The following is a 12,465-nucleotide window of genomic DNA, read 5'->3' as shown; positions in this document are numbered from 1 at the left end:
TATCGAATGGCTCCGAACAAAAAGGAAAAGGGAAGATGACAAATTTGTCATCTTCCCTTTGGCATGTCTGGCTTAATTATGTGTCCAGTAGGTGCCGGTTTCGGGAATCGGCAGGAACTGCTGATTCATTTCACGCAGGGTTTCATCCGGGGATAAATCGTGGAATAAGTCCGGATGGAAGGTTTTGGCAAAGAACTCCGCTACCAGCAGATGCCATGGGCTCATATAAAAGTTCTGCCAGAAAGCGAACGCCTTTTGCTGCTGCACGGCGTTAAGCACCGATACCGTGCCATCCTGTGCCAGCGCCCTGATAAAGGTGGCCTGCGCGCTGGCTGCGTTTACCTGTGGTCCCAGTTGCAGGAAAGCTTTATCTTCCGGGCCTGCCGAGCCGGTGGCGATATAAATATCCGGGTTGGCGGCCAGCACTGCCTCAGGGTTGAGTTGCCCAAACACCGCCGGGAAGCGTCCGGCGGCGATATTGTCACCTCCGGCAAAGGCTATCAGATCGGCGAGATTACCGTGAGCCACGGTGGTGCAGCATTCGGCCTTTTTCCCCAGATGCAGTTGCAGCATGACTTTAGGACGCGGTCCCTTCCAGCCTGCCAGCCGGTCACGGATAAGCTGCATATGCTGCTGATAGAAGGCAATAAAACGCTCGCTTTTCGCCTGGTCATTGAGCGCTTCCCCGAGGGTGCGCAGGCTGGCAACGGTATTCGCCAGCGGATCGACGCGAAAATCGAGGAACAGCACCGGGATTTTTGACGCAGCCAGTTGCTGCATAAACAGGGAGTTGTTCGGCGGGGTGCGGGCATAGACCGGCAAAATCACCAGGTCAGGGCGCAGGGCAATAATCTTCTCAACATTCAGCTGGGAAAAGTTGGAGTTGCCGATCTGCTCAATATTGGCGATGGCCGGGAACGCTTTGACATAGCGCTGCCAGGTTTGTTTGTCGAGGTTGCGCAGATCTGCGGGCCAGCCCACCACACGCTTCGCCGGGTTACCGTCTTCAACCAGTGCCAGCGTATAAATCATCCGGCTCTCGCCAATCACGATACGTTGCGGATTATCCGGCACCTCCACCTGACGTTGCAGGCTATCGGTGAGGGTTTTGGCCTGCACCACAAACGGCAACAGCAGGCACAATGCCGCGAGAAATCGTTTCATGCATAGGTTCTCTTGTGGCTCCGCCAGTTAAGGCGGAGCGAATCAGGTTAGAAATCCACCGATGCCTGCAGGTACATCACGCGCGGCTCACCCTCGATCACGCGCAGGTTACCGGCGCTGGATTCGTAATATTCCCGGTTAAACAGGTTTTTCACGTTCAACTTCAGCTGGGTATGTTTACCCACCAGCTGGCTATCCCAGGCGATAAAGGCATCGGCCACGGTATAGGCAGGCATGACAAAGCTGTTTTCCGGGTCGCCCGCACGGGTGCCGACATAGCGCCCGCCACCGCCAACACGCAACTCACCCGGCAGCCAGGAGAAGCGCAGGGTATGGCTCAGATACAGGCTGCCCATATTGGTGGGGGCGTTGACCAGACGGTTGCCCACGTTATCCGGGTTAACGTTATCTTCGACGATTTCCGTCTTGTCGTAGCTGTAGTTGGCGATCAGATTCCAGTCCGGCGCGATTTCACCGTTAACTTCCAGTTCCGCCCCGGTCGAGCGGGCTTTGGGAATGTTGCGCGTCACACCGTTGATAAAGATCGACATATCGCTTTCATCAATACGGTACAGCGCCAGCGTGGCGGCCAGATTCGGTGCGACCTGCCATTTCGAACCCACTTCCCAGGTAGTGCCTTTCTCAGTGGAGGCGACATCACCGTTATCGTCGGTCTGCGTGGACGGGGTGAAGGACTTGCTGTAGCTGCCGTACAGCGAGACATCCGGCAACACTTTATACACCACGCCCAGCTGCGGCAGGAAGGCGTTGCCACGATCGTTCAGGGTGGTTTCCGGGTTGATAAAACCGTTGCTGGAAGTTTGCGTATAACGCTGGAAGCGTCCACCCAGTACCGCGATCCACTTATCCGTCAGATGGATGTTGTCTTTGGCAAACAGCGAACGACTGTACAGGTTGGTGCGCAGATTACTCAGCGCGTCATTGTAAGTGCTGTCGCTGAGTACCGGCTCCTCACCATACACCGGATCGTACATGTTAAAAGTACGGGAAACGGTACCGCGATAAGAACGTGCCTTGTAGGTTTCATTTTGCTCATAATCAACGCCCAGCAGCAGGTCATGCTGCATCCCGGCGATCACCGGTGAGCCGCTGACATCCCAGGAAACGTACTCGGTCTGATGGTTGAAGCCACGGTTGGCATCCGCACGGCGTGACACAATGCCGGTGGTGGTGTTAATCGCCGTGGCGCGTACTTCGTTACTGTCGTAACGGCGCTGCATCCAGCCATAGTTCAGGTGGGTGTCCCAGGTATCATCCAGGTTGTAGCCATAGCTGACGTTGAGGCGTTTGTTTTTGCCCCACGCATGGTTGGCACTGTCATCGAGGCGACGGTTGTAAGGAATATCGACCGGTTTACCGTTGATAAAGGCGGTACCGCGATCGTAAGGCACATCGTATTTGTACTCGACGTAACTGATGTTGAAGGTGGCACGCTCGCCATACCAGCTCAGTGAAGGGGCCAGCAGGGTGTGTTCATTCACGCCGAAATTGCGCCAGTAATCTTCGCGCTGGCGTTCCGCCACCATGCGGAAGGCAAAGCCATTACCCAGCGGGCCGGTGATATCCACCATGCCAGTGCCGCCGCCATAGCTGCTGGACTCGCCGCTGATATGGGTGTTCCACTCATACTGCGGCTTTTTACTCACCAGGTTAATGATGCCGCCAGGGTTAAGGATGCCGTACAGCAGGGAAGAAGAGCCTTTCAGCACTTCCACATGGTCGATGCTGGAGTCCATGGTCAGTCCCTGGTTGCTGCGCACGCCGTCGATAAAGATCGATCCGTCGGTGTTGGAACCGAATCCACGCTTCACGAAGCCATCCTCGGTGCCGCCCAGCGTGTTGCCCTGGGTCACGCCACTGACAAACTTCACGGCATCGTTCAGGCTGGTGACCTGGTAATCCTTCATTACCTGGGGTGTCACCACGCTGATTGACTGTGGCGTTTCATTACGCGGCGTATTGGTTCTGAGCGTTGCCGCCGCATCATCCTGGTTATAACTGCCGGTGTTGCTGGTGGAAGACTGATCGGCAGTCACTGTCAGGGTTTGATCCTGGGTGGTTTCTGCCGCTGCGGCAGAATGACCATAGAGAAGCGTTGATGCCAGTAAGACCTGTGACCCAGAAAGCGTATATTTCACCGCTGGTGAAAAGAAAGAAAGATACTTCATTTAACTAAATCCGCATCAAAGAGAATTATTTTGAAAGCTGGATACTAATGAGATTGATTTTCATTTACAACCATTTCTTGTTATTTCAGGGAAAATAAATCATTCACCTAAATAAAAAATGGAGATTCTCAATCAGGAGAAAACATTATTTCCTGACATTGATAAATATAATGTAGTGAATAATTTTATTTAAAATCATTATGATATGTTGTAAATGTAGTAGTTGATGTAGCATCATAATATTTGCCATCATTGCACTACATTTCTCTGGCAGGAAGGGATTGGCAACGATACTTTTGATGGATTATTGCGTTGAACTTATTAATTCATAAATTAAGGTATTCTTAATATTCAGAAGAATAATGAGCGAATGCGACGCCATGGCTGATTAAATAACCATCGGCCATTCTTTACTTAGCGGGCCTGTTCAGGCTTTACTATCAAGCAAAACGGCCCGAAAGTTAGCCTGAAAACGTGACAGAAAATGAAAAAAGGCTGATTAACTGTATAATTTATAAGGTGTTTAACTCCGGTGACTGAGTCCAATCCCAAAATCAGTAAAAAACCCTATGATCTCTATGGCGAACGCTTCCACGCTAATAAGCATCTGTTAACTCCCCGGCTGTTAAAAGTCGCGCAGCACATTCACCAGCATCGCAGTGCCGTGCTGGATAAAACCGCGCTGGAGATTGCGATTGATACCCAGACTTCTGACGCCACGGTGATTCGCGCTATCCAGGCGCTGGGTTTTTCTGGCTTCCGGGATCTGAAGATTGTGATTGCCGAATATCTGGGTGTCACCCGCCGTTCACCGGCGCGAGTGGCGGTGACCGTCAATGAACTCTCACAGGATGCGCGGGGCAGCATCGATTTCGTGCTCGACAGTTATCGCATCAGTTGCGAGATGCTGGCGGCACCGGCCAATCGTCAGGCTATTCAGCAGGCCATCGGCTTGTTGCAGCAGGCGGAGCGGGTGGCGATTTTCGGTATTGGCGCATCCGCCATCCTGGCGGATTACACCGCGCGGCTGTTCAAACGCAATGGCACTCCCTCGTATGTGCTTAACCGCACCGGCATTTCGCTGAGTGAACAGATTGCTGATATGCGCCACGCGGATGTGCTGATTATGCTGGTGCAGAGCAGTGCGCACCCGGAAGGGCTGGTGACCCTGGCAGAAGCTCAGCGGTTGGGGATGAAAATTGTGCTGCTAACCGCCACACCCGACAGTATTTTCGCGCAGCATGCTGATGTGATGATTGAAATTCCGCGCAGTCGTTCGGCTGACAAGATGCCTGTACATGCCACGCCGATGATCTGCCTGGAAATCCTGGTGCTGGGGCTGGCCGCCGCAGCACCGGTTGCCACCATGACCAGCATGAGCAAGCTGTATGAGATCAGCAATGCGCTGACCCGTCCAGGTGCGCGTAAGAACAAGTCGTCATAAATGGCTCAGGCCGCGCAGACACTGACGCTCTGGCAGCGATAGACCAACGCCGGGGGCAGGTTGCGCATCACTCTGGTTCGCGTCCAGTGAAAGTAGCCGGAAAGCAACGGTTCTGACAGCGAGGTGTACTGGAACTGAATAAATACGCCGCCGGGGTTCAGTGAGGCGACCACACGTTGCAGGATGCGATGGCGCAGCGGTTCCGGCAGCGACAGTAAGGGTAAACAGGAAAAAATGGCATCGCATCCCTGTTCGACCTGTTCTGCAGAATCCGTGAACACGGTCAGGCGGTGATCGTTTAGCGAGGAGAGTTTCAGCGCCAGCCGGGGATTGATTTCATAAGCTGACAGAGTGGCGCTGGAGTGCATACGGTTTAATAAGTGGCGCGTCAGAACGCCGTCTCCGGCACCCAGCTCTGCGACATGATGCGCCTGCTCCCAATCCACCGCATCCGACATTCTGCGACAAAGAGAGGGTGAAGAGGGAGCAATCGAGCCAAAGGCGCGGGGGTTAGCAATAAACGCCTGCATATAACGGGTCTTTTCTTTGAGCAATGAAAAAGTGGTTAATATCACGGTTATCACCTCCAGGTGTATCACTGGAGTTTAGCCATGCATTTCTTAAGGAAAACTTAAAGGGGCCAGTTTTAAGAGTGAATCCGGCCAGGATGACAAAATCGTCATGTTGCGGCAATCATTACAGCGCTATTTGTAACAGCGCGATAAATCGCGCCGCTACGAATGTGTGCAAATACGCAAATTTATTGCTGAACAATACGGTTTCTGCCACTGCGTTTAGCTTCATATAACGCAGTATCGGCCTTATTCAGTAATAAATTATAATCCGGGTGACCGCTATGTAATGTATAGCCAATACTCACCGTGAGGGTGATTGTTTTTCCGGATACGGTTTCAAAAGGCGTATTATTGACAATGCGACGAATCCGTTCTAATAAAGTATAGGTTTCCGACTGGCCTGCCTCAACCAGCACAATCAAAAACTCTTCACCGCCATAGCGGAATAAATAGTCACTGGCGCGAATGTTATCACTCAACAGGTTAGCGATATGCGTTAATGCGCGATCGCCAACCGAATGTCCCCATTCATCATTCACCTTTTTAAAGAAGTCCACGTCAATGATGGCGACACTCAACGGTAAACGGTTTTCCATTGCCAGGCTGACTTCATGTTTTAAAATAATCGGCAGGTAACGTTTATTGAGCAAATTAGTCAGCGCATCTTTACCATCCTGCATATGAGAAACGTCGTTAAATAACATCTCCATATAGGTATTAATTTTCTGACAGTTAGCATGGATAACACGCAACAGTTCCTGCAATTTTTCTACCGGTATGGCCGTGGTTAAATCAATACCCGCCATGGTTGCATCAATCTTCGCCATCAGCTGGCGCATCTGCTGAATCTGAGGGTTTTCACCAAACTGGCGCACGCATTTATGGCGGAACCACAGGCCAAAGTTAGATTCGGAAATATTCAGCAGTTGTTCCGTTTGCGATACGCCACTCACCAGATTATAGATAACCGAGTTTTCCCAGCTGGAAAGGGCAGATTGCTGTTTGCCCTGTTCCTGCCAGGCATTATTCATCAGTACATGCATACGATAAGCTTCTTCATTACGCGTGGCCCGATAATGGGACATCGCATAGGCATGGCTCATCATTTCGATGGCAATATCAATTGCCATCGCGGCATAGTGCATCACCTGTAAACTGAGGGGGTACGGTATATCATGCTGGGCAACATAAGCAAAAATACCGTATTTTAGCTGCCGGGCACCGCGCTGAACAAATTCAACCGGAATACCAATACGGGCATGTACGCCACCGACGTGGTATTGCAGCTGCGCCAGGTTTTCAAATTGGCTTTCATCTTCGGTCAGAATGGCCTTAACCCATTTCGACAGTGAACTACTGAGTCGCTCCTCAACAAGTTCATAAGACAAATGCCTGGAAATAGCCGGATCTTTGAGCAATGTTTCATAAAAGCGGTGAGCAAGATTATCGGACTGCGTTTCCGCAATCTGACGTAAAATAGCGATAACATCTTGCGGCAGTGCTGCACGTAATGGACGCCATTCTTGCAGAATGACTGCGATATATTGTTCTATTTCTTCCTGCATCATTAAACAAACCAAATGTTAGCTGGATATCCCGGTGAAAATATATCGTATCACACCTGGTGTAATGTGCCTTTGTTTTAACAATAGCATGACAATTAGAGCTAAAATTAAGACAAATAACTGCAACGGAACCCTCTGGTTCCGTTGCAGAACATCAGGATTTATCCGGCGAGGGGATAAAAACCTGCACACTTTGCTTCAGAACCGAGTTAGGTGTGACACCAAAGGCTTTACGGAACGCGTGGCTAAAGTGAGAAAAATCAGAGAATCCATAGTCGAGTGCCGCCTGAGAGACACTGGTTACCCGGCCCTGCTCCAGTGCATCGCGGCTGGCCTGTAATCTTTCCTGCCAGATGACGGCGGCGGGTGTCTTCTGTTTACGGGCAAAGGTCCGGGCCACGGTACGCACGGAGACGTGATGTGCCAGCGCCATACTTTCTACGCTCAGCTCAGGATTGGTCAGGTTTCGGCTAATGTAGTTGCGCATTCTGGCGTACAGATCGCGCTCAGACGCCGCGTTGGCGTTATCCTGCAGCTCAAGACTGAGCACCAGTAGATCCAGCAGCGTTTGCGAAAAGCGGCCTGCGACATCGGGGTTATTCATTAGCACCGGCGTCTGTACCGTCTGATAAATCATCTCCCGCAACGGGATAATCCCCGGGCGGGTATCATCCAGGATGGTGGCAGTGAAACCCACGCTGGCAGGTACTTTACCGGTCAGCAGATGGCGCGGGATGCGAATCAGATGGTTATTTCTGCCGCCAATACTGAAACGAAAGGTCTGCGCGGCATCGTACAGCACCAGATTCCCCGCCGCGAGGCTGGCTTTACGTCCCCCTTGCTCCAGTTGGCCATAGCCACCCTGGATATAACCCAGCCACAGGTCGTCTTCCGGTCCGGTGCGCAGATGCTGTGACTTACGCTCCCAGTAGTGCAGCGTCGAGGTGAGGGTGCAGACATCGATCAGTCCGACCTCCCGCACCGCAAGCTCACCCTCAAAACGCCCCTCCGCCAGCGGCTTACCATCTGAAGGAATGCAGTGACGCAGAATGACATCATTCCAGTATTCAAAGCGCTGAGGCACGGCAACATGTTCGGTGGAATAGCGGATATCCCTGGGTGTGGAATGACTGTTCACAGCGACACCTCATATGAAAACTGCGCATCAGGATTGATGGTTTCAAACTGAAAGCAATTTTTACGCCATGACGATGGCGATATGAATTGGCGGGATAATTTGACTATTCAGTGGCGCTGCCATGGCGCAGACGCACTATCGGCGGGCAACGCTGCACCGTTTCATTCCATCATCACCTGCGTCATCAGGGTTGTCCTTTCCAGCCAGGTGATTGTCCGACTAAGCCAGGAAGCCAGAAAAAATCTCCTTAGTATCAATGGCGAATTAACCCATCGCTGAAAACTATTTACCTGGGAGTCTGTATGGAATCTGCCATTGATAAACACCTGAAATGTCCGCGCACCTTGTCCCGTCGGGTTCATGACGACTATCAACCGCCTTTCCCGATGTTCGTTGGCCGGGCCGATGCCAGCCTGACTCAGGTGGTGATGGCGTATCTGGGCGTGCAGTTTCGTGAAGAACAGCGGGCAACAGCCGTCAGCGCCATGCAGCACATCGTTGCCAGCTTCAGCCTCGATAACGGACCGGGCAACCATGACATCACCTTCCATGTTGATAACCAGGGTTACGGTAACTTTATCGTGGTGGGCTACTGGCGCGATCCGGCGGCGTACTGTCGCTGGATCCGTCAGCCGGAAATCGACCAGTGGTGGTCCGCTGATGATCGTTTGCACGAAGGTCTCGGTTATTTCCGCGAGATTATTGCCCCGCGCGCCGAACAGTTCGAAACCCTGTACGCCTTTAAAGAGGATCTGCCCGGTGTCGGCGCAGTGATGGATAACCTCAGCGGTGAGATTCAGGAGCACGGCTACTGGGGATCGGTGCGCGATCGCATTCCGGCCTCGCAAAATGACTGGTTGCAACCGGACGGAGAACTGCGGGTGATTGCCGGCGATCCCGCTGCCGGAGGCCGGGTGGTGGTGCAGGGCCATGACAACATTACGCTGATCCGCTCCGGCCAGGACTGGGTGGAGGCCGACGAACAGGAGCGTCAGCTGTACTTCACGGAAATGCTGCCGCCGTTACAGGCAGGTATGGATTTTCTGCGCGACGAAGGGCAGCCACTTGGCTGTTATAGCAATCGCTTTGTGCGCAACGTCGATAAAGACGGCAACCTGCTGGATATTGCCTACGACATTGGCTTCTGGCGATCCCTGGACCGGCTTGAACGCTGGGCAGAATCCCATCCCACCCACCTGCGTATCTTCACCACCTTTTTCCGTGTGGTGACCGGGCTGCAAAAACTACGGCTCTACCACGAAGTGTCGGTCTCTGACGCCCGTTATCAGACCTTTGAATACATCAACTGCCATCCCCAGACCGGGATGCTGCGTGACGCACTGCGCTGAAAACACGACGAAATCTCATCCATCGATCACTTTCTGGGGTTTACCTTATGCACGCATTACGCTTTTTCCTGCCTGCCACCCTGCTGGCTTCTTTGCCTGCGTTCGCCGTGGAAGTGGCACCCGGCGACTACAGTCAGTTTCCCGACGGCACCACGGTAGGGCTGCTTTATTACCAGCACGCTTCAACCGGCTCGGCGCACTCGCGCGGTGACAAAGTCAGCTCGGATTACAACCTGAGCTCCGATATCGGCATGCTGCGTCTGCTGCATACCGTGCAGATCAGCGAATCCGCTACCCTCGATCCACAGTTCCTGTTGCCATTTGGCCGCATCTCTGGTGGTGGTGATGCCGCGGCGCTCGGTTCCGCCAATGGCACTGGCGATTTAATTCTGACCGTGCCGTTAAAGGTGAAACTCAGCGAAGGCGGCGATGTATTTGGTTTCGCTCCTTATCTCTACGTTCCCACCGGTAACTATGACCATAACGACGCCCTGAATCTGGGAGAGAACCGCTGGAAGGTGGATTTGCAGGCCGCCTGGGTCAAGTTCTTCACGGAAAAATGGGCGCTGGATGTGGTCGGTGACGCCATCTGGTACGGCAACAATAACGACTATGGAACCGCCTCCTCCCGTTTGCAGCAGGACAACGCTTGGGCAGCGCAGATTATGGGGCGTTATATGCCTGATCCGACGCTGGCGCTTGGTCTGGGGTTCGGTCAGACCTGGGGCGGCGCAACCACCGTTGACGGTGAGAAACAGGACAACCCGGCGCAGACCACCAATGTGCGCATCACCGCCACCAAATTTGTCACCCCGCGTGACCAGTTCCAGATTCAGCTGGGTCGGGACTTGCGCGTGGAAAATGGCGCGGAAGAGGATTTCCGCCTGAACCTGCGTTATGCCCGCGTTTTCTGATGCTGTCCTTCCTGACCAGGTGACTGTCCTTCTCAACCAGGTAGGGGTTGTGCAGTCGCGTTATGTTCAGGTCAGTAATCAGCCCTCTGCTGCGTTTGAAGCGAGCAGTGACTGGAAGCGGATGTCATCGCAGTACTCACCTTTACTTTCCCGGAGAAACACCATGGAACATGATCACGACCACACCGAGCCGCCTGCGGAAATCGCGCTACGCGTGAAAGCTCTCGAGTCGCTGCTGACGGAAAAGGGGCTGATTGATCCCGTCGCGCTGGATGAACTTATCGACACCTACGAACACCGCATTGGGCCCCGCAATGGTGCGCTGGTGGTGGCGAAAGCCTGGAGCGACCCGGATTACAAGGCCCGTCTGCTGGCGCATGGCACCGAGGCCATTGCTGAGCTGGGTTTTTCCGGGGTGCAGGGGGAAGACATGATGGTGGTGGAGAATACCGCCGATGTTCATAACGTCACGGTCTGCACCCTGTGCTCCTGCTACCCGTGGCCGACGCTGGGACTGCCGCCTGCCTGGTACAAATCCGCACCTTATCGCTCGCGCATCGTGATTGAGCCGAGAAGTGTGCTGGCTGAGTTTGGCCTGCACATCAGTGAAGATCGGGAAATCCGCGTCTGGGATAGCAGCGCCGAGCTGCGTTATCTGGTACTGCCGGAAAGACCAGCCGGAACCGAGGGCTGGAGTGAAACACAGCTCGCCTCGCTGGTAACGCGCGATGCCATGATCGGCACTGGCGTGGCGCTGCAACCGGGTAACTAAACCCTTCTTTTCAGGAGACGCTATGAACGGGATACATGATCTGGGCGGTATGCACGGTATGGGTGCTGTTGTTACCGAAGAAAACGAACCTCCTTTTCATCATGAATGGGAGCGACGCGCCTTTTCCTTTTTTGCCTCGCTGTTTGTCGGTGGTCACTTCAATGTGGATATGTTCCGCCATGCGATTGAGCGCATGAATCCGGCGCACTATCTCGAAGAAAGTTATTACGAACACTGGATGCACGCTTTCGAAACGCTGCTGCTGGAGAAGGGGGTGATCACCCTTGATGAGTTGTCTGGGGCGGTCAAACCCGTTATCGCAGCGGCGGAAACACCGGTGTTACGCCAGGAAATGGTACAGGCGGTGGTCACCACCGGTGCCTCGGCGCGCGTTGATGTTGATGTACCCGCCAGCTTCCGGGTGGGTGATCGCGTCCGGGCGAAAAACATCAATCCCCGCGGACATACCCGCCTGCCACGCTATGTACGCGACAAAATCGGCACCATCGTGATTGATCACGGTGTCTTTGTTACCCCGGACACCGTTGCTCACGGCCTGGGTGAACATCCGCAGCACGTGTACAGCGTCAGCTTTGCCGCCACCGAGTTGTGGGGTGATAACGCGCCGCCGAAAGACACGGTGCGTATCGATCTGTGGGACGACTATCTGGAGGCGTTATGAGTACATCCTTTACGGACCATGATGCGGAAAATGCGCCGTTTGAGCATCCATGGCAGGCACAGGTGTTTTCCCTGATCGTTTGTCTGCATCAGGCCGGCAAGTTCAGCTGGAAAGAGTGGGTGGATGTTTTCAGCACAGAAATCAAAGCGCACCCAATACAGGAACATGAAAGCGTTAATGATGCTTATTACCGTCAGTGGGTCGCCGCCACCGAGCACATGCTGCTGTTGCTGCAATTGACCGGGCAGGCCGATATTGCCCGCCGCACCGATGAATGGCGGCAGGCGTATCTTAATACTCCGCATGGTATGCCGGTGACGCTATCCAGCGCTGTCTGCCCGCCCGCGCATGACCATGACCATCACCACCCGGTACTGCGCGTTCCGGTGGCGGTCAGCCCGGCAGTGGCGCGCGCCAATCCCTGAATTGATTATTATCAGCCAGATATGAGGAAGAAAAATGGAACGTACCGTTAATGATATTCATGCAGGTCAGGCCCCGATCCCGTTCAATAGCGTATTACCCTGGGCGGCTTTTATTACGCTGATGGTGCTGCTGGCGGTGTATTTTATTGGTGCTGAGCAGGGGGCCACTGCGGTGTTCTCCGGCAATCAGATCCATGAATATTTTCATGATGCGCGGCATCTGCTGGGTTTCCCCTGCCACTAAGGAC

The 12,465-nt window shown here is 53.5% G+C and carries 12 protein-coding genes; 7 read left to right on the top strand and 5 right to left on the bottom strand.

The annotated features are described in order from the left end of the window. Positions 1 to 72: 72 nt before the first annotated feature. Positions 73 to 1,164 (bottom strand): ABC transporter substrate-binding protein, encoded by a 1,092-nt coding sequence (locus AC6I8X_RS24615; protein ID WP_497841483.1) that lies wholly within the window; start codon positions 1,162 to 1,164, stop codon positions 73 to 75. A gap of 47 nt (positions 1,165 to 1,211) precedes the next feature. Next, positions 1,212 to 3,353, bottom strand: a complete 2,142-nt coding sequence (locus AC6I8X_RS24610; protein ID WP_313684805.1) for a TonB-dependent siderophore receptor — start codon at positions 3,351 to 3,353, stop codon at positions 1,212 to 1,214. A gap of 532 nt (positions 3,354 to 3,885) precedes the next feature. On the opposite strand from AC6I8X_RS24610, the gene AC6I8X_RS24605 reads away from it, so the two are divergent. Beyond that, a complete protein-coding gene (locus AC6I8X_RS24605; RefSeq protein ID WP_313684807.1) occupies positions 3,886 to 4,797 on the top strand; it encodes a MurR/RpiR family transcriptional regulator in 912 nt (303 codons plus the stop codon). 5 nt (positions 4,798 to 4,802) lie between these two features. Here AC6I8X_RS24605 and AC6I8X_RS24600 read toward each other — a convergent pair whose 3' ends face one another. The 3 genes from AC6I8X_RS24600 to AC6I8X_RS24590 form a co-directional block, all read right to left on the bottom strand. Next, positions 4,803 to 5,369: a class I SAM-dependent methyltransferase gene (locus tag AC6I8X_RS24600; RefSeq protein ID WP_313684813.1), complete on the bottom strand. Its 567-nt coding sequence runs from the start codon at positions 5,367 to 5,369 to the stop codon at positions 4,803 to 4,805. A gap of 188 nt (positions 5,370 to 5,557) precedes the next feature. Further along, positions 5,558 to 6,937, bottom strand: a complete 1,380-nt coding sequence (locus tag AC6I8X_RS24595) for a diguanylate cyclase (protein ID WP_313684815.1) — start codon at positions 6,935 to 6,937, stop codon at positions 5,558 to 5,560. Between the two features lie 154 nt (positions 6,938 to 7,091). Then, positions 7,092 to 8,075 carry a helix-turn-helix domain-containing protein gene (locus AC6I8X_RS24590; protein ID WP_497841482.1) on the bottom strand — a complete coding sequence of 328 codons (984 nt, stop codon included), beginning with the start codon at positions 8,073 to 8,075 and terminating at the stop codon, positions 7,092 to 7,094. A 302-nt stretch (positions 8,076 to 8,377) separates the two neighbouring features. On the opposite strand from AC6I8X_RS24590, the gene oxdA reads away from it, so the two are divergent. From oxdA to AC6I8X_RS24560, 6 genes are all read left to right on the top strand, one after another. After that, positions 8,378 to 9,424 carry an aliphatic aldoxime dehydratase gene (gene oxdA, locus AC6I8X_RS24585; RefSeq protein ID WP_299453895.1) on the top strand — a complete coding sequence of 349 codons (1,047 nt, stop codon included), beginning with the start codon at positions 8,378 to 8,380 and terminating at the stop codon, positions 9,422 to 9,424. 47 nt (positions 9,425 to 9,471) lie between these two features. Next, positions 9,472 to 10,338 carry a transporter gene (locus AC6I8X_RS24580; protein ID WP_497841481.1) on the top strand — a complete coding sequence of 289 codons (867 nt, stop codon included), beginning with the start codon at positions 9,472 to 9,474 and terminating at the stop codon, positions 10,336 to 10,338. Positions 10,339 to 10,501: 163 nt separating this feature from the next. Continuing rightward, positions 10,502 to 11,110 (top strand): nitrile hydratase subunit alpha, encoded by a 609-nt coding sequence (gene nthA, locus AC6I8X_RS24575; RefSeq protein WP_313689838.1) that lies wholly within the window; start codon positions 10,502 to 10,504, stop codon positions 11,108 to 11,110. A gap of 22 nt (positions 11,111 to 11,132) precedes the next feature. Beyond that, complete coding sequence (gene nthB / locus AC6I8X_RS24570; protein ID WP_313689840.1) at positions 11,133 to 11,792, top strand: nitrile hydratase subunit beta; 660 nt, start codon at positions 11,133 to 11,135, stop codon at positions 11,790 to 11,792. After that, entirely contained in the window at positions 11,789 to 12,217 is a 429-nt protein-coding gene (locus AC6I8X_RS24565; RefSeq protein ID WP_299453904.1) for a nitrile hydratase accessory protein, read from the top strand. Before nthB ends, AC6I8X_RS24565 begins: the two co-directional genes overlap by 4 nt. 34 nt (positions 12,218 to 12,251) lie before the next feature. Then, entirely contained in the window at positions 12,252 to 12,461 is a 210-nt protein-coding gene (locus tag AC6I8X_RS24560) for a CbtB domain-containing protein (protein WP_084879573.1), read from the top strand. Positions 12,462 to 12,465 lie beyond the last annotated feature (4 nt).

It is taken from the genome of Pantoea sp. X-Soil-TKNS-1280, assembly GCF_059730475.1.
The sequence above is the reverse complement of the archived record's forward strand: the minus strand, read 5'-3'. Positions and strand labels throughout refer to the sequence as shown.